General features: G+C 60.2%; 16 protein-coding genes. 10 read left to right on the top strand and 6 right to left on the bottom strand.

Going from position 1 to position 18,216, the window contains the following annotated elements; genetic code table 11:
* Positions 1-2 precede the first annotated feature (2 nt).
* From nuoE to nuoN, 10 genes are all read left to right on the top strand, one after another.
* Complete coding sequence (gene nuoE / locus ACM6IV_RS05620; protein WP_003223804.1) at positions 3-500, top strand: NADH-quinone oxidoreductase subunit NuoE; 498 nt, start codon at positions 3-5, stop codon at positions 498-500.
* Positions 497-1,852 (top strand): NADH-quinone oxidoreductase subunit NuoF, encoded by a 1,356-nt coding sequence (gene nuoF / locus ACM6IV_RS05615; protein WP_414869071.1) that lies wholly within the window; start codon positions 497-499, stop codon positions 1,850-1,852. The genes nuoE and nuoF overlap by 4 nt, the downstream gene beginning before the upstream one ends.
* A 136-nt stretch (positions 1,853-1,988) precedes the next feature.
* Complete coding sequence (gene nuoG, locus ACM6IV_RS05610) at positions 1,989-4,703, top strand: NADH-quinone oxidoreductase subunit NuoG (protein WP_414869070.1); 2,715 nt, start codon at positions 1,989-1,991, stop codon at positions 4,701-4,703.
* Entirely contained in the window at positions 4,700-5,707 is a 1,008-nt protein-coding gene (gene nuoH, locus ACM6IV_RS05605) for an NADH-quinone oxidoreductase subunit NuoH (protein WP_007964859.1), read from the top strand. Before nuoG ends, nuoH begins: the two co-directional genes overlap by 4 nt.
* Before the next feature lie 11 nt (positions 5,708-5,718).
* Complete coding sequence (nuoI, locus tag ACM6IV_RS05600; protein WP_003223795.1) at positions 5,719-6,267, top strand: NADH-quinone oxidoreductase subunit NuoI; 549 nt, start codon at positions 5,719-5,721, stop codon at positions 6,265-6,267.
* 9 nt (positions 6,268-6,276) lie between these two features.
* Positions 6,277-6,777 carry an NADH-quinone oxidoreductase subunit J gene (gene nuoJ / locus ACM6IV_RS05595; RefSeq protein WP_007951462.1) on the top strand — a complete coding sequence of 167 codons (501 nt, stop codon included), beginning with the start codon at positions 6,277-6,279 and terminating at the stop codon, positions 6,775-6,777.
* A 3-nt stretch (positions 6,778-6,780) separates the two neighbouring features.
* Complete coding sequence (gene nuoK, locus ACM6IV_RS05590; protein ID WP_003180046.1) at positions 6,781-7,089, top strand: NADH-quinone oxidoreductase subunit NuoK; 309 nt, start codon at positions 6,781-6,783, stop codon at positions 7,087-7,089.
* Positions 7,086-8,939, top strand: a complete 1,854-nt coding sequence (gene nuoL / locus ACM6IV_RS05585) for an NADH-quinone oxidoreductase subunit L (RefSeq protein ID WP_250608072.1) — start codon at positions 7,086-7,088, stop codon at positions 8,937-8,939. Before nuoK ends, nuoL begins: the two co-directional genes overlap by 4 nt.
* A 39-nt stretch (positions 8,940-8,978) precedes the next feature.
* The gene (gene nuoM, locus ACM6IV_RS05580; RefSeq protein ID WP_208940624.1) at positions 8,979-10,511 is read left to right on the top strand and encodes an NADH-quinone oxidoreductase subunit M; all 1,533 of its coding nucleotides are present in this window, start codon (positions 8,979-8,981) and stop codon (positions 10,509-10,511) included.
* A 7-nt stretch (positions 10,512-10,518) separates the two neighbouring features.
* Positions 10,519-11,982 (top strand): NADH-quinone oxidoreductase subunit NuoN, encoded by a 1,464-nt coding sequence (nuoN, locus tag ACM6IV_RS05575; RefSeq protein WP_007920173.1) that lies wholly within the window; start codon positions 10,519-10,521, stop codon positions 11,980-11,982.
* A gap of 249 nt (positions 11,983-12,231) precedes the next feature.
* Here nuoN and ACM6IV_RS05570 read toward each other — a convergent pair whose 3' ends face one another.
* The 6 genes from ACM6IV_RS05570 to ACM6IV_RS05545 are packed head-to-tail and all read right to left on the bottom strand — an operon-like array spanning position 12,232 to position 18,181.
* Positions 12,232-13,974 (bottom strand): ABC transporter substrate-binding protein, encoded by a 1,743-nt coding sequence (locus ACM6IV_RS05570; protein ID WP_064389298.1) that lies wholly within the window; start codon positions 13,972-13,974, stop codon positions 12,232-12,234.
* Between the two features lie 47 nt (positions 13,975-14,021).
* Positions 14,022-14,294, bottom strand: a complete 273-nt coding sequence (locus ACM6IV_RS05565) for a DUF2160 domain-containing protein (RefSeq protein WP_007912485.1) — start codon at positions 14,292-14,294, stop codon at positions 14,022-14,024.
* Positions 14,295-14,304: 10 nt separating this feature from the next.
* On the bottom strand, positions 14,305-15,105 hold the full coding sequence (locus ACM6IV_RS05560) for a carbohydrate ABC transporter permease (RefSeq protein WP_003192012.1): 801 nt from the start codon (positions 15,103-15,105) through the stop codon (positions 14,305-14,307).
* A 9-nt stretch (positions 15,106-15,114) separates the two neighbouring features.
* Positions 15,115-15,981, bottom strand: a complete 867-nt coding sequence (locus tag ACM6IV_RS05555; protein WP_007961995.1) for a carbohydrate ABC transporter permease — start codon at positions 15,979-15,981, stop codon at positions 15,115-15,117.
* Positions 15,978-17,087 carry an ABC transporter ATP-binding protein gene (locus tag ACM6IV_RS05550; protein WP_414869069.1) on the bottom strand — a complete coding sequence of 370 codons (1,110 nt, stop codon included), beginning with the start codon at positions 17,085-17,087 and terminating at the stop codon, positions 15,978-15,980. Before ACM6IV_RS05550 ends, ACM6IV_RS05555 begins: the two co-directional genes overlap by 4 nt.
* The gene (locus ACM6IV_RS05545) at positions 17,087-18,181 is read right to left on the bottom strand and encodes an ABC transporter ATP-binding protein (RefSeq protein WP_414869068.1); all 1,095 of its coding nucleotides are present in this window, start codon (positions 18,179-18,181) and stop codon (positions 17,087-17,089) included. The genes ACM6IV_RS05550 and ACM6IV_RS05545 overlap by 1 nt, the downstream gene beginning before the upstream one ends.
* Positions 18,182-18,216 lie beyond the last annotated feature (35 nt).

The raw sequence follows: 18,216 nt of genomic DNA, 5'->3' as shown, positions 1-18,216 counted from the left end.
GCATGAACAGCACGCTTATCCAGACAGACCGTTTCACCCTCAGTGAAACCGAGCGCTCGGCCATCGAGCACGAGTTGCATCACTACGAAGACCCGCGCGCGGCGTCGATCGAAGCCCTGAAGATCGTTCAGAAAGAACGCGGCTGGGTGCCGGATGGCGCCCTGTACGCGATCGGCGAGATCCTCGGCATCCCGGCCAGCGACGTTGAAGGTGTGGCGACGTTCTATAGCCAGATCTTCCGTCAGCCGGTCGGCCGTCACATCATTCGCGTCTGCGACAGCATGGTCTGCTACATCGGTGGCCACGAGTCGGTGGTCAGCGAAATCCAGAACAATCTGGGCATCGGCCTGGGTCAGACCACCGCCGACGGTCGTTTCACCCTGCTGCCTGTCTGCTGCCTCGGCAACTGCGACAAGGCGCCGGCGCTGATGATCGACGACGACACCTTTGGCGACGTGCAGCCTGCTGGCGTGGCCAAACTGCTCGAGGGCTACGTATGACCCTGACATCTTTCGGTCCTGCCAACCGCATTCAGCGTTCGGCCGAGACTCACCCGCTGACCTGGCGTCTGCGTGACGACGGCGAAGCCGTGTGGCTCGACGAGTACCAGGCCAAGAACGGTTACGCCGCTGCGCGCAAGGCCTTCGCCGACATGGATCAGGACGCCATCGTCCAGACCGTGAAAGACGCCGGCCTCAAAGGTCGCGGCGGTGCAGGCTTCCCCACTGGTGTGAAGTGGGGCCTGATGCCCAAAGACGAATCCATCAACATCCGCTACCTGCTGTGCAACGCGGATGAAATGGAGCCGAACACCTGGAAAGACCGCATGCTGATGGAGCAACTGCCCCATCTGCTGATCGAAGGCATGCTGATCAGTGCTCGCGCGCTGAAAACCTACCGTGGCTACATCTTCCTGCGTGGCGAATACACCACCGCCGCCAAGCACCTCAACCGTGCGGTGGAAGAAGCCAAGGCTGCAGGCCTGCTGGGCAAGAACATTTTGGGTTCGGGTTTTGACTTCGAACTGTTCGTCCACACCGGCGCCGGGCGTTACATCTGCGGTGAAGAAACCGCACTGATCAACTCCCTCGAAGGCCGCCGCGCCAACCCGCGCTCCAAGCCGCCCTTCCCTGCCGCTGTTGGCGTGTGGGGCAAGCCGACTTGCGTGAACAACGTGGAAACCCTGTGCAACGTGCCGGCGATCATTGCCGACGGCGTTGACTGGTACAAATCGTTGGCCCGCGAAGGCAGCGAAGACATGGGCACCAAGCTCATGGGCTTCTCCGGCAAAGTCAAAAACCCCGGCCTGTGGGAATTGCCATTCGGCGTCACCGGTCGCGAGTTGTTCGAAGACTACGCCGGCGGCATGCGCGACGGTTACAAGCTCAAAGCCTGGCAGCCAGGCGGTGCCGGTACTGGTTTCCTCCTGCCAGAACACCTCGACGCACAAATGTACGCCGGCGGCATCGCCAAAGTGGGCACCCGTATGGGTACCGGCCTGGCCATGGCGGTGGATGACAGCGTCAACATGGTCTCCCTGCTGCGCAACATGGAGCAGTTCTTCGCTCGCGAGTCGTGCGGTTTCTGCACCCCGTGCCGTGATGGTTTGCCATGGAGCGTCAAGCTCTTGATGGCCATCGAACAAGGCCGCGGTCAGCCAGGCGACATCGAGACCCTGCTGGGTCTGGTCAACTTCCTCGGCCCGGGCAAGACCTTCTGTGCTCACGCACCGGGTGCCGTGGAGCCGTTGGGCAGTGCCATCAAATACTTCCGTCCAGAGTTCGAAGCCGGTATCGCGCCAGTCAGCGCCGCCGTCCCGCCTCTGGCAAGGCCGATCGTAATCGGCGCGTAAACGCTTAAAAAGGCGAAGGGTCCGTGCCCTTCGCCTTTCGTCCGATGACGCCTTTCGGGGCTGACTGGATTCGGACGGATAACAAGATTCCATTAGCCACGCCCGCTGACACCGGGCCAACGAAGACCTTTGAACCATGGCCACTATCCACGTAGACGGCAAAGCGCTCGAAGTCGACGGGGCAGACAACCTGTTACAGGCATGTCTGTCGCTGGGCCTCGACATCCCTTATTTCTGCTGGCACCCCGCGCTTGGTAGCGTCGGGGCCTGCCGCCAGTGCGCGGTCAAGCAGTACACCGACGAGAACGACACCCGTGGTCGCATCGTCATGTCCTGCATGACCCCGGCCACCGACAACACCTGGATCTCCATCGACGATGAAGAATCCAAGGCGTTCCGCGCCAGTGTTGTCGAATGGCTGATGACCAACCACCCGCACGACTGCCCGGTGTGCGAAGAAGGCGGTCATTGCCACCTGCAAGACATGACGGTGATGACCGGCCACAACGAGCGCCGTTATCGCTTCACCAAACGCACCCACCAGAACCAGCAACTGGGCCCGTTCATTTCCCACGAAATGAACCGCTGCATCGCTTGCTACCGCTGCGTGCGTTTCTACAAGGATTACGCTGGCGGCACCGACCTCGGTGTATTCGGCGCCCACGACAACGTGTACTTCGGTCGCGTTGAAGACGGCACCCTCGAAAGCGAGTTCTCCGGCAACCTCACCGAGGTCTGCCCGACCGGTGTGTTCACCGACAAGACGCACTCCGAGCGTTACAACCGCAAGTGGGACATGCAGTTCGCGCCGAGCATCTGCCATGGCTGCTCGAGCGGTTGCAACATTTCCCCGGGCGAGCGTTACGGCGAACTGCGTCGCATCGAAAACCGTTTCAACGGTTCGGTGAACCAGTACTTTCTGTGCGACCGTGGCCGTTTCGGTTACGGCTACGTCAACCGCACCGACCGTCCACGTCAGCCACTGCTGGCCGACGGCACCAAGCTCGGTCTGGATGCCGCGCTGGATAAAGCCGCTGACCTGCTGCGCGGGCGCAACATCGTCGGTATCGGTTCGCCGCGCGCCAGCCTCGAAAGCAACTATGCGTTGCGCGAACTGGTCGGCGCCGAGCACTTCTACTCCGGTATCGAAGCCTCCGAACTGGAACGCATCCGTCTGGTCCTGCAAGTGCTGAAAGACAGCCCGCTGCCTGTACCGAACATGCGCGACATCGAAGACCACGACGCGATTTTCGTCCTCGGTGAAGACCTGACCCAGACCGCCGCCCGTGTGGCGCTGTCGCTGCGTCAGTCGGTCAAGGGCAAGGCCGAAGACATGGCTGAAGCCATGCGCGTCCAGCCTTGGCTCGACGCGGCGGTGAAAAACATCGGTCAGCACGCGCTGAACCCGCTGTTCATCGCCAGCCTGGCGGAAACCAAGCTGGACGACATCGCTGAAGAATGCGTACACGCCGCGCCTGACGACCTGGCACGCATCGGTTTCGCCGTTGCTCACGCACTGGACGCCAGCGCCCCGGCCGTCGAAGGTCTGGACGCCGAAGCGCTGGAACTGGCCAAGCGCATCGCCGACGCACTGCTGGCGGCCAAACGTCCGCTGATCATCGCCGGTACTTCGCTGGGCTCCAAAGCCCTGATCGAAGCCGCGGCGAACATCGCCAAGGCGCTGAAGCTGCGTGAGAAGAACGGCTCGATCAGCCTGATCGTGCCGGAAGCCAACAGTCTTGGCCTGGCCATGCTCGGTGGCGAGTCGGTCGACGCGGCGCTGCAAGCTGTGATCGATGGCAAGGCCGACGCCATCGTCGTGCTGGAAAACGATCTGTACACCCGCACCTCGAAAGCCAAAGTCGATGCCGCACTGAACGCTGCGCAAGTGGTGATCGTTGCTGATCATCAGAAGACTGCCACTACTGATCGTGCGCACCTGGTTCTGCCAGCGGCGAGCTTCGCTGAAGGCGACGGTACTTTGGTCAGTCAGGAAGGTCGTGCTCAGCGCTTCTTCCAGGTTTTCGACCCGCAATATCTGGACGCGAGCATTCTGGTTCACGAAGGCTGGCGCTGGCTGCACGCCCTGCGCGCCACCCTGCTGAACCAGCCGATCGACTGGACGCAACTTGACCACGTCACCGCTGCCGTGGCTTCGAGCACCGAGCAGTTGGCTCGCATTGTCGACGCAGCCCCATCGGCCGCGTTCCGCATCAAGGGTCTGAAACTGGCGCGTGAGCCGCTGCGTTACTCCGGTCGCACCGCGATGCGCGCCGACATCAGCGTTCACGAACCACGCACCCCGCAAGACAAAGACACCGCGTTCGCCTTCTCCATGGAAGGTTACTCGGGTTCGTCTGAACCGCGTCAGCAAGTACCTTTTGCATGGTCGCCGGGCTGGAACTCGCCACAAGCGTGGAACAAGTTCCAGGACGAAGTCGGTGGTCACCTGCGCGCTGGCGATCCGGGCACCCGCCTGATCGAAAGCACCGGCGATTCGCTGAACTGGTTCGCTGCCGCGCCGCGTGCATTCAACCCGGCGCCGGGCACCTGGCAGGCCGTGCCGTTCTACCACTTGTTCGGCAGCGACGAGAACTCGTCGAAAGCCGCACCGGTGCAAGAACGCATTCCAGCGCCGTACGTGGCTCTGGCGAAATCCGAAGCGGATCGTTTGGGCGTCAACGACGGTGCCCTGCTGAGCCTGAACGTCGCCGGTCAGACCCTGCGTCTGCCGCTGCGCATCAATGAAGAACTGGGCGCAGGTCTGGTGGCCTTGCCTGCGGGCATCGCCGGCATTCCACCGGCATTCGCCGGCGTGTCCGTCGACGGTCTGCAGGAGGCAGCGCAATGACCTGGTTCACCCCTGAAGTGATCGATGTGATCCTGACGGTCATCAAAGCCATCGTGATTCTGCTGGCCGTGGTGGTCGCAGGCGCGTTGCTCAGCTTTGTCGAACGTCGCCTGCTGGGCTGGTGGCAGGACCGTTACGGCCCGAACCGCGTTGGCCCGTTCGGTATGTTCCAGATCGCCGCCGACATGCTGAAGATGTTCTTCAAGGAAGACTGGACTCCGCCGTTTGCCGATAAAGTGATTTTCACTTTGGCGCCGGTGGTGGCCATGTCCGCTCTGCTGATCGCGTTTGCGATCATCCCGATCACCCCGACCTGGGGCGTGGCGGATCTGAACATCGGCCTGCTGTTCTTCTTCGCCATGGCCGGTCTGTCGGTCTACGCGGTGTTGTTCGCCGGTTGGTCGAGTAACAACAAGTTCGCCCTGCTCGGCAGCTTGCGTGCCTCGGCGCAGACCGTGTCCTACGAAGTGTTCATGGGCCTGGCCCTGATGGGCATCGTGGTCCAGGTCGGCTCGTTCAACATGCGCGACATCGTCGAGTACCAGGCGCAAAACCTGTGGTTCATCATTCCGCAGTTCTTCGGCTTCTGTACCTTCTTCATCGCTGGCGTGGCCGTGACTCACCGTCACCCGTTCGACCAGCCGGAAGCGGAACAGGAACTGGCCGACGGTTACCACATTGAATACGCCGGTATGAAATGGGGCATGTTCTTCGTCGGTGAATACATCGGCATCATCCTGATCTCGGCGCTGCTGGTCACCCTGTTCTTCGGTGGCTGGCACGGTCCGTTCGGCATCCTGCCGCAACTGTCCTTCGTCTGGTTCGCACTGAAGACCGCGTTCTTCATCATGCTGTTCATCCTGCTGCGCGCATCCATTCCGCGTCCGCGTTATGACCAGGTGATGGATTTCAGCTGGAAATTCTGCCTGCCACTGACCCTGATCAATTTGCTGATAACCGCTGCGGTTGTGTTGTGGAACACACCTGCGGTTGCGGTTCAGTGAGGATTTGACCCATGTTCAAATATATTGGCGACATCGTTAAGGGTACTGGTACCCAGTTGCGCAGCCTGGTCATGGTCTTCGGCCATGGCTTTCGCAAGCGCGACACCCTGCAATACCCGGAAGAGCCGGTCTACCTGCCGCCACGCTACCGTGGCCGCATCGTCCTGACCCGCGACCCCGATGGCGAAGAGCGTTGCGTAGCCTGCAACCTGTGCGCCGTGGCGTGCCCGGTGGGTTGCATCTCGCTGCAGAAAGCTGAAACCGAAGACGGTCGCTGGTACCCGGACTTCTTCCGTATCAACTTCTCGCGCTGCATTTTCTGCGGTCTCTGCGAGGAAGCCTGTCCGACCACCGCAATCCAGCTGACCCCGGATTTCGAGATGGCCGAGTTCAAACGTCAGGACCTGGTGTACGAGAAAGAAGATCTGCTGATCTCCGGCCCCGGCAAAAACCCTGATTACAACTTCTATCGTGTTGCAGGTATGGCAATCGCTGGCAAGCCGAAAGGCTCCGCGCAGAACGAAGCCGAACCGATCAACGTGAAGAGCTTGCTGCCTTAAGGAAGAACGATGGAATTCGCTTTCTATTTCGCATCGGGTATCGCTGTTGTGTCCACGCTACGTGTGGTCACCAACACCAATCCCGTGCACGCCCTGCTCTACCTGATCATCTCGTTGATCGCCGTGGCCATGACCTTCTTCGCACTCGGCGCACCATTCGCCGGCGTGCTGGAAGTGATCGCCTACGCCGGCGCCATCATGGTGCTGTTCGTGTTCGTGGTGATGATGCTGAACCTGGGCCCGGCCTCGGTTCAGCAGGAACGCACCTGGCTCAAGCCCGGCATCTGGGCAGGACCGGTGATTCTCGCCGCCCTGCTGCTGGCCGAACTGCTGTATGTGCTGTTCGCTCACCAGAGCGGTCAGGCCATCGGCCACACCACCGTAGACGCGAAAGCCGTGGGCATCAGCCTGTTCGGCCCGTACCTGCTGGTGGTCGAACTCGCCTCGATGCTGCTGCTCGCCGCAGCCGTCACGGCGTTCCATTTGGGCCGTAACGAGGCGAAGGAGTAAGACATGCCTGCTATCCCTCTCGAACATGGTCTGGCGGTTGCCGGCATCCTGTTCTGCCTTGGTCTGGTCGGCCTGATGGTCCGCCGCAACATTTTGTTCGTGTTGATGAGTCTGGAAGTGATGATGAACGCCTCTGCACTGGCCTTCATCGTTGCAGGCGCCCGCTGGGCGCAACCGGATGGACAGATCATGTTCATCCTGGTGATCAGCCTTGCAGCTGCCGAGGCCAGTATTGGTCTGGCGATCCTGCTGCAACTGTATCGCCGCTTCCATACGCTCGATATCGACGCTGCCAGTGAGATGCGCGGATGAACCTGATCTTTCTGACTTTCGTATTCCCTCTGATCGGTTTCCTGCTGCTGTCGTTCTCCCGTGGACGCTGGTCGGAAAACCTCTCGGCACTGGTCGGCGTGGGTTCCATTGGCTTGTCGGCGATTGTCGCCGCCTACGTCATCTGGCAGTTCAACGTCGCGCCACCCGAAGGCGGTCATTACACCCTGGTGCTGTGGCAGTGGATGGCGGTGGAAGGCTTCAAGCCTGACTTCGCCCTCTACGTCGACGGCCTGTCGATCACCATGCTCGGCGTGGTGGTGGGCGTCGGTTTCCTGATCCACCTGTTCGCGTCCTGGTACATGCGCGGTGAAGCGGGTTACTCGCGCTTCTTCTCGTACACCAACCTGTTTATCGCCAGCATGCTGTTCCTGGTGCTCGGCGATAACCTGTTGTTCCTGTACTTCGGCTGGGAAGGCGTGGGCCTGTGCTCGTACCTGTTGATCGGTTTCTACTACAGCAACCGCAACAACGGTAACGCCGCACTCAAAGCCTTCATCGTGACCCGGATCGGCGACGTGTTCATGGCCATCGGCCTGTTCATCCTGTTCCAGCAAGTGGGCACGCTGAACATTCAGGAACTGCTGGTGCTGGCACCGCAGAAATTCCAGGTCGGTGATTTCTGGATCACCCTGGCAACGCTGATGCTGCTGGGTGGCGCGGTCGGTAAGTCGGCGCAACTGCCGCTGCAAACCTGGCTCGCGGACGCGATGGCCGGCCCGACTCCGGTTTCGGCACTGATCCACGCCGCAACCATGGTGACTGCCGGTGTCTACCTGATCGCCCGTACCCACGGTCTGTTCACCCTGGCGCCGGAAATTCTGCACCTGGTCGGCATCGTCGGTGGTGTGACCCTGGTTCTCGCAGGCTTCGCCGCACTGGTTCAGACCGACATCAAACGTATCCTCGCCTACTCGACCATGAGCCAGATCGGCTACATGTTCCTGGCGCTTGGCGTTGGCGCCTGGGATGGCGCGATTTTCCACCTGATGACCCACGCCTTCTTCAAGGCCCTGCTGTTCCTTGCATCCGGTGCGGTGATCGTTGCCTGCCACCACGAGCAGAACATCTTCAAGATGGGCGGTCTGTGGAAAAAACTGCCACTGGCCTACGCCAGCTTCATCGTCGGTGGTGCTGCCCTGGCCGCTCTGCCACTGGTCACCGCCGGCTTCTACTCCAAGGACGAAATCCTTTGGGAAGCGTTCGCCAGCGGCAACCACGGTCTGCTCTACGCAGGTCTGGTCGGCGCGTTCATGACGTCGCTGTACACCTTCCGCCTGATCTTCATCACGTTCCACGGTGAAGCCAAGACTGAAGCCCACGCCGGTCACGGCATCGCTCACTGGCTGCCACTGTCGGTGCTGATCGTGCTGTCGACTTTCGTCGGCGCCATGATCGTTCCACCGCTGCACGGAGTTCTGCCAGAAAGCGTTGGTCATGCCGGTGGCGAAGCCAAGCACAGTCTGGAAATCGCTTCGGGCGCCATCGCCCTGGCCGGTATCCTGCTGGCGGCCCTGCTGTTCCTCGGCAAGCGTCGCTTCGTCACGGCGATCGCCAACAGCGGCATCGGCCGTTTCCTTTCGGCCTGGTGGTTCGCTGCCTGGGGCTTCGACTGGATCTACGACAAACTGTTCGTCAAGCCTTACCTGGCGATCAGCCACGTACTGCGCAAAGACCCGCTCGACCAGACCATCGGTCTGATCCCGCGTATGGCCAAGGGTGGTCACACTGCCCTGAGCCGCACCGAGACCGGTCAACTGCGTTGGTACGCTGCTTCGATGGCTGCTGGTGCCGTGCTGGTAATCGGCGCCATCGTGCTGGTAGCGGTCTGATATGAACCTTGCGAATTTGCGAAAGGAAACGAGCCCGTCATGATTCTGCCTTGGCTAATCCTGATCCCCTTCATCGGCGGCCTGCTGTGCTGGATGGGTGAGCGCTTCGGCGCTACCCTCCCCCGCTGGATTGCGCTGTTGACCATGACCCTGGAACTCGCCCTCGGCCTCTGGCTGTGGGCCCACGGTGACTATTCATTTGCACCGGCGCCTGGCGCCGATCCGACCTGGGCGCTTGAGTTCAAGCATGTCTGGATCCAGCGCTTCGGCATCAACGTGCACCTGGCCCTCGACGGCCTGTCGCTGTTGATGATCCTGCTGACCGGTCTGCTGGGTATCCTCTCGGTGCTCTGCTCGTGGAAAGAGATTCAACGTCACGTTGGCTTCTTCCACCTGAACCTGATGTGGATCCTGGGCGGCGTGGTTGGCGTGTTCCTCGCCCTCGACCTGTTCATGTTCTTCTTCTTCTGGGAAATGATGCTGGTGCCGATGTACTTCCTCATCGCGCTCTGGGGTCACAGTTCTTCGGACGGCAAGAAAACCCGGATCTACGCCGCGACCAAGTTCTTCATCTTCACGCAGGCTTCCGGCCTGATCATGCTGGTGGCGATCCTCGGTCTGGTGCTGGTCAACTTCAACAACACCGGCGTGATTACTTTCAACTACGCCGACCTGTTGAAAACCAAGATGTCGATGACCACCGAGTACATTCTGATGCTCGGCTTCTTCATCGCCTTCGCGGTCAAGCTGCCAGTGGTTCCGTTCCACTCGTGGCTGCCGGATGCCCACGCCCAGGCGCCGACTGCCGGTTCCGTCGACCTCGCCGGTATCTTGCTGAAAACCGCTGCTTACGGTCTGCTGCGTTTTGCTCTGCCGCTGTTCCCGAATGCCTCGGCGGAGTTCGCGCCGATCGCCATGACCCTCGGTCTGATCGGGATCTTCTACGGCGCGTTCCTCGCGTTCGCACAAACCGATATCAAGCGTCTGATCGCCTTTTCTTCCGTTTCCCACATGGGTTTTGTGTTGATCGGCATCTACTCCGGCAGCCAACTGGCCCTGCAAGGTGCAGTGATCCAGATGCTGGCGCACGGTCTGTCGGCAGCGGCACTGTTTATCCTCAGCGGTCAGTTGTACGAGCGTCTGCATACTCGTGACATGCGTGAGATGGGCGGTCTGTGGTCGCGTATCGCTTACCTGCCGGCGATCAGCCTGTTCTTTGCAGCCGCCTCCCTGGGTCTGCCGGGTACCGGTAACTTTGTCGGTGAGTTCCTGATCCTGATCGGTTCCTTCGCCAGTGCTCCATGGGTCACCGCGATTGCTACGTCCGGTCTGGTGTTCGGTTCGGTCTACTCGCTGATCATGATCCACCGTGCTTACTTCGGTCCGTCGAAATCCGACGCGGTACTGCACGGTATGGACGCTCGCGAACTGATCATGGTGCTGGGCCTTGCGGTGCTGCTGGTTTACCTCGGCGTCTACCCGCAACCGTTCCTCGACACATCTGCCGCCACGATGCATGGCGTGCAGCAGTGGCTCGGCACCGCCTTCACTCAACTCGCTTCGGCCCGGTAAGAGCGCTATGGAATTCACGATTCAACACTTTATTGCGCTTGCGCCACTGTTGATCACCAGCCTCACCATTATCGTGGTGATGCTGGCAATCGCCTGGCGCCGCAACCACTCGCAGACCTTCCTGATCTCGGTCGCCGGTCTGAACCTGGCCTTGCTGTCGATCCTGCCGGCCCTGAAAGTCGCGCCTCTGGCCGTGACCCCATTGCTGCAGATCGACACATTCGCTTGCCTGTACATGGCGCTGATCCTGGTCGCCACCCTCGCCTGCGTCACCCTCGCCCACGCTTATCTCGGTGATGGCGGTTCGGGTTACCCGGGCAACCGTGAAGAACTGTACCTGCTGATCCTGATGGCCGCCGCCGGTGGTCTGGTTCTGGTCAGCGCGCAGCACCTGGCCGGTTTGTTCATCGGTCTGGAACTGCTCTCGGTACCGGTTTACGGTCTGGTGGCTTATGCCTTCTTCAACAAGCGTTCGCTGGAAGCCGGCATTAAGTACATGGTGCTGTCGGCCGCCGGTTCCGCATTCCTGTTGTTCGGTATGGCGCTGCTGTACGCCGACTCGGGTTCGCTGAGCTTCGTTGGTATCGGTCAGGCCCTGGCTGCGACTGGCCTGCCTAGCTCGCTGGCACAACTGGGCTTGGGCATGATGCTGATCGGTCTGGCGTTCAAGCTGTCGCTGGTACCGTTCCACCTGTGGACGCCGGACGTTTACGAAGGTGCTCCGGCACCGGTCGCAGCGTTCCTCGCCACCGCTTCAAAAGTGGCGGTATTTGCGGTGATGGTGCGTCTGTTCCAGATCTCCCCTGCTGCCAGCAGTGGCGTACTGAGCGACGTGCTCACCGTCATCGCCATCGCCTCGATCCTGTTCGGTAACCTGCTGGCCCTGACCCAGAGCAACCTCAAGCGTCTGCTCGGTTATTCGTCCATCGCGCACTTCGGCTACCTGCTGATTGCCTTGGTGGCGAGCAAGGGTCTGGCGGTGGAAGCCATCGGCGTGTACCTGGTGACTTATGTGATCACCAGCCTCGGCGCGTTCGGCGTCATCACCCTGATGTCCTCGCCGTACAACGGCCGTGACGCGGATGCCCTGTACGAATACCGCGGCCTGTTCTGGCGCCGTCCGTACCTGACCGCCGTGCTGACCGTGATGATGCTGTCGCTGGCGGGTATCCCGCTGACCGCGGGCTTCATCGGCAAGTTCTACATCATCGCTACCGGTGTCGAGTCGCACCAATGGTGGCTGGTCGGCTCGCTGGTGCTGGGCAGCGCCATCGGCGTGTTCTACTACCTGCGCGTGATGGTCACTCTGTACCTGATCGAGCCAAACCTGCGTCGCCACGACGCCCAGTTGCACTGGGAACAGAAGGCAGGCGGCGTGATGCTGCTGGCCATCGCCTTGGTTGCGTTCTTCCTGGGTGTGTACCCGCAGCCATTGCTGACCCTGGTTCAGCAGGCGGGTCTGGCGGGCTGATAGTACGGCTGGCTGGAAATGAAAACGGCACCTTCGGGTGCCGTTTTTGTTTTTGCGGGATTCAATATCTCGAGCGATAGCGCTGGCCTCATCGCGGGCAAGCCCGGCTCCCACAGGTTTGTGCGTTGTTCAAAAACTCCGGGTACACCCAAAAACCATTGTGGGAGCGAGCGTGCTCGCGATAGCAATGGCACAGGCAGCAAAAAAAACGGCACCTTGCGGTGCCGTTTTCTTTTCACACTTCGGCGTTTACTTTCGCGCATCCGCCCACGATTTCAGCAGTTCGTTGTAGCTCACGGTTTCACCCTTCGGCTTCTCGTTCGCCAGTTTCGGTTTCGGTGCGCCCGGCTGATCAAACCAGTACTGGGCATCCCGCTCCGGGTTCATTTTCGGTGCGCACACCGCTTGGGCCTTGGAGCGTTCCAGGCGCGTCATGATCGCGTCCTGATCCTTCGCCAGACCATCCAGCGCCTGTTGCGGGGTTTTCTCGCCGCTGGCCGCTTCGGCGATGTGGCTCCACCACAGTTGCGCCAGACGCGGATAGTCCGGCACGTTGGTCCCGGTCGGGGTCCATTGCACACGGGCCGGGCTGCGGTAGAACTCGACCAGACCACCGAGCTTCGGCGCCAGATCGGTCATCGCTTGCGAGTTGATGTCCGACTCACGAATCGGCGTCAGGCCGACGATGGTTTTCTTCAGCGATACGGTTTTCGAGGTCACAAACTGCGCATACAGCCACGCCGCCAGTTTCTGTTTCTCAGGTGTGGACTTCATGAACGTCCACGACCCCACGTCCTGATAGCCGAGCTTCATGCCCTCCTCCCAATACGGCCCGCGCGGCGATGGCGCCATCCGCCATTTCGGCGTGCCGTCGGCGTTGACCACCGGCAGGCCCGGTTTGGTCATGTCGGCGGTGAACGCGGTGTACCAGAAGATCTGCTGGGCGATGTTGCCTTGCGACGGCACCGGACCGGATTCGGAGAAGGTCATGCCCGCCGCTTCCGGTGGCGCGTATTTCTTCAGCCAGTCGACATACTTGGTGGTGGCGAACACCGCTGCCGGGCCGTTGGTGTCGCCACCACGGGTCACGCTGGAACCGACCGGGTGGCAATCCTCGACGCGAATCCCCCACTCGTCCACCGGCAAACCGTTGGGAATGCCCTTGTCGCCGCCACCGGCCATGGAGAACCAGGCATCGGTGAAGCGCCAGCCCAGCGACGGGTCTTTCTTGCCGTAGTCCATGTGTCCGTAAACGCGCTTGCCGTCGATTTCCTTGACGTCTTCGCTGAAGAATTTGGCGATATCCTCATAGGCCGACCAGTTCACCGGCACGCCCAATTCGTAGCCGTACTTTTCCTTGAACTTGGCTTTCAGGTCCGCACGTTCGAACCAATCGGCGCGGAACCAGTACAGGTTGGCGAACTGCTGGTCGGGCAGTTGATAGATCTTGCCGTCCGGCGCCGTGGTGAAGGAGATGCCGATAAAGTCTTTGATATCGAGGGTCGGCGAGGTGAAGTTCTTGCCTTCGTTGGCCATCAGGTCGGTGATCGATTCGGTCTTGCCGTAGCGAAAGTGCGTACCGATCAGGTCCGAGTCGTTGACCCAGCCGTCATAGATATTCTTGTCGGACTGCATCACCGTCTGCATTTTCTCGACCACGTCGCCTTCCTGCAGCAGGTCGTGGGTGAGCTTGATCCCGGTGATTTCGCTGAAGGCCTTGGCCAGCACTTTCGACTCGTATTCGTGGGTGGTCAGGGTTTCGGAAACGACCTTGATGTCCATGCCGCGAAACGGCTCGGCGGCCTTGATGAACCACTTCAGTTCTTCGAGTTGCTGCTCGGCCGTCAGGGTCGACGGTTTGAATTCACTGCCGATCCACTTTTTCGCCGCGTCCTCGTAGGCATCGGCCCAGGCGGATGCGCTCAAACCGCTGAGTGCCAGCATGGCTGCCAATGAAATGCTATGTCGCAGCTTATTGTTTTTGTCGAACATAGAGACCTCCTGTTTAAGTTGTGGAGCCGCATTGCCGAACGACTCGACTAGCCCCAACGCATCACAGCCAACAGCCACACCAGGGACAACGCGGACGCCACCCAGATGCTCCAGTCGGTGGCGCCAATCACCAGCAAATGCAGGTAGGCGCTGCCGAGAAGACCGATAAACAAGCGATCGCCACGGGTGGTGGCAATCGGCAGAAAACCTCGCCGCAGGATGCTCGGCGAACGCAATTCCCATGTGGTCATGCCGACCAGAATGAGGCCGATGACGATGAAGAATGCGGCGGTAGGTGTGGTCCAACTCATCCATTCCATCATCAGCTCCTCAGACCCGACCGAGGGCAAAGCCCTTGGCAACGTGATTGCGAACAAACCAGATCACCAGCATGCCCGGCAGAATGGTCAACACCCCCGCCGCTGCCAGCACGCCCCAGTCGATACCCGACGCCGACACCGTGCGCGTCATCACCGCTGCGATCGGTTTGGCGTTGACCGAGGTCAACGTGCGCGCGAGCAGCAGTTCGACCCAGGAAAACATAAAGCAGAAAAACGCCGTGACACCAATCCCGGAGCCGATCAACGGGATGAAGATCTTCACGAAGAACTTGGGGAAACTGTAGCCGTCGATGTAAGCCGTTTCGTCGATCTCCTTCGGCACCCCAGACATGAAACCTTCCAGAATCCACACCGCCAACGGTACGTTGAACAGGCAATGCGCCAAGGCCACGGCAATGTGCGTATCGAACAGACCAATCGACGAATACAGCTGAAAGAACGGCAGCAGAAACACCGCCGGCGGCGCCATGCGATTGGTCAGCAGCCAGAAGAACAGGTGCTTGTCGCCGAGGAAACGGTAGCGCGAAAACGCATACGCCGCCGGCAGCGCCACGCTCAGCGAGATCACCGTGTTCAAACTCACGTAATACAGCGAGTTCAGATAACCGGTGTACCAGCTCGGATCGGTGAAGATCACCTTGTAGTTCGCCAGCGTGAAGTCCTGTGGGAAAAGTGTCAGGCCGCCGAGGATTTCGGTGTTGCTCTTGAACGACATGTTCAGCAGCCAGTAGATCGGCACCAGCAGGAACAGGATGTACACCAGCAACGGGATCAGCTTTCTTTTGCTCATGGCCGGGCCTCAGCGGTTGGCGTCGGAGTGCGTCATGGCGGTGTAGAACAGCCAGGACACCAACAGGATGATCAGGAAGTACACCAGCGAAAACGCCGCTGCCGGACCGAGGTCGAATTGCCCTACGGCCATCTGCGTCAACGTCTGACTCAAGAAGGTCGTGGCATTACCCGGCCCGCCGCCGGTAAGCACGAACGGCTCGGTGTAGATCATGAAACTGTCCATGAAGCGCAGCATTACTGCGATCAACAACACGCTTTTCAGCTTGGGTAACTGAATGTGGCGGAACACCGCCCAGGCCGAAGCCCGATCGATGCGCGCGGCCTGGTAATACACGTCGGGAATCGCCCGCAGGCCGGAGAAACACAACAGCGCGACCAGCGAAGTCCAGTGCCAGACGTCCATCACCAGCACTGTCACCCAAGCGTCCATGGTGTTGGCCGCGTAGTTGTAGCTGATGCCCAACGCGTTAAGGCTGGAGCCGAGCAGGCCGATATCGGCGCGGCCGAAAATCTGCCAGATGGTGCCGACCACGTTCCATGGAATCAGCAGCGGAATCGCCAGAATGATCAGCACGACTGATGACCAGCGACCCTTGGTCGGCATGGTCAGGGCGACGGCGATGCCCAGCGGGATTTCAATCAACAACACGCAAGCCGAATAGATGAACTGGCGCAGCAATGAGTCGTGCAGACGCGGGTCGAGCAGCACTTGCTTGTACCAGTCAGCACCGACGAAGTAGCGGCTGGACTGGTCGAAAATGTCCTGCACCGAGTAGTTGACCACGGTCATCATCGGGATCACCGCACTGAACGCCACCAGCAGGAACACCGGCAACACCAGCCACCAGGCCTTGTTGTTCTGCACCTTGTTCATGGCTGCACCTCTTCATCGGCTTCCAGCAGAAACTCATCGGCATAGACCATCAACCACTGCGCCGGAAAACTGATGTACGCGGTGTCCTGCGGTACTGGCTTGTCTTCGGCCAGACGCACCTTCAACGGCGCGCCGTCGAGGTCGAGGGTCATGATCTTGTAGGTGCCGAGGTCTTCGACGTGTACGACCTTTGCCTGCATCGCGTCATCAAACGGCTCGTCCCACACATGAATGAATTCCGGGCGGATGCCGACCTTCAGATTTTTCCACTGACCGTGTTCGATATGTCGCTGCATGGCGTCAGACAACGGCAGGTGCGTCGAGGCGAAACCGACCCCGCCGGATTGCGGCTGTACCTCGATCAGATTCATGCCGGGACTGCCGATGAAATAACCGACAAAGGTGTGGCTCGGCCGCTCGAACAATTCCCGTGGCGTGCCGAACTGGACGATCTGGCCGCCGTACATCACCGCAATCTTGTCGGCGAAGGTCGAAGCCTCCAGTTGATCGTGGGTCACGTAGACCATGGTGATATTGAACTGCTCGTGGATCTGCTTGAGCTTGCGCCGCAGTTTCCACTTCAAGTGCGGGTCGATCACCGTCAGCGGCTCGTCGAACAGGATTGCCGAAACGTCGTCGCGCACCAGACCACGGCCCATCGAGACTTTCTGTTTTTCGTCGGCGGTGAGGTTGCGCGCCTTTTTGCTCAGCAGGTTTTGCAGGTCGAGGACTTCGGCAATTTCCTGCACCTTGCTGTGCACTTTCGCCTCGGCCATGCCCTGATTTCTCAAAGGGAAAGCGAGGTTGTCGAACACGGTCATGGTGTCGTAAACCACCGGAAACTGGAAAACCTGAGCGATGTTGCGCTTCTCCGGCGTCAGGTCATTCACCGCTTTGCCGTCGAACAACACATGACCCTGGGATGGACTGAGCAGGCCGGAAATGATGTTGAGCAAGGTCGACTTGCCGCAACCCGACGGCCCGAGCAAGGCGTAGGCACCGCCCTGCTCCCAGACGTGATCCATCTCGCGGATCGCGTAATCCTCGGCGCCGCTCGGGGTTTTGCTGTAGCTGTGGGCGAGGTGCTGCAAACGGATTTCGGCCATCAGGCAACCCTCGCGACACGCCGGCCCGGTGCTTGCACCAGACGGCCCTGCGCATCGAAAACGAACAGTTTGTGGGTCGGGATGTAAATGCGGATCGGCGCATCGACGTCGTATTCGTGAACTCCGGGAAGGTGCAGCACCAGCAGGAAATGCTCGTTGCGCACGTGCAGGAAGGTTTCCGAACCGCTGATTTCGGCGACTTCGACGGTGACCGCAAGCTCGAGGTCATCATCGTTGCTCGGCACCAGCGAGATATGGCTGGGGCGCACACCAAAACGGAACTCGCCCTCGCCTACCGGGCGCAGATCGACGTTCAACGGGAAGTGTACGAAGTTGGCGAAACTGACTTCGTTGCCGGCGATGCGGCCGGGCATCAGATTGATTGGCGGCTCGGAGAACAGTTCGGCGGCAAGTACGGTTTGCGGCTGGTGATACACCGATGTCGACGGGCCGCTCTGAATCACCCGGCCTTCGTGAAGAATGGTCGTGGTGCCGCCGAGTGCCAGCGCTTCATTGGGTTCGGTGGTGGCGTAAATCGCAATGGTGTGGCGCGCCTTGAACAGCTCGCGCATTTCCTGGCGCAGCTCTTCGCGCAATTTGTAGTCGAGGTTGACCAGTGGCTCATCGAAGAGGATCAGCTCGGCATCCTTGACCAGCGCGCGGGCCATGGCGGTGCGTTGCTGTTGGCCGCCGGAGAGTTCCAGCGGATGGCGCTGGAGAAACTTCTCGATGCGCAGCATCTTCGCGGTTTCCAGCACTTTGCTGTGGATGATCTCTTTCGAGACACCGGCCTGCCGCAGTGGCGAGGCGATGTTCTCAAACACGGTCATGGTCGGGTAATTGATGAACTGCTGATAGACCATCGATACGTTGCGCAAACGCACCGGGCGTTGGGTGACGTCGACGCCGTTCATCAGGATGCGTCCGCTGTCGGGCTTATCGAGCCCGGCCATTAAACGCATGAGGCTGGTTTTGCCGGACAGCGTGCGGCCAAGCAAAACGTTGAACGAACCGGGTTCGAATTTCAGACACGCATCGTCGATCCAGGTCTGGCCCTCGACGGTGCGGCTGACGTGCTCCAGGGTGAGTGACATGGCTCGGCCTTTTTATTATTGGAGTCAAGCGACCT

Source organism: Pseudomonas sp. IT-347P (genome assembly GCF_949768005.1).
GTDB lineage: Bacteria > Pseudomonadota > Gammaproteobacteria > Pseudomonadales > Pseudomonadaceae > Aquipseudomonas.
The sequence above is the reverse complement of the archived record's forward strand: the minus strand, read 5'-3'. Positions and strand labels throughout refer to the sequence as shown.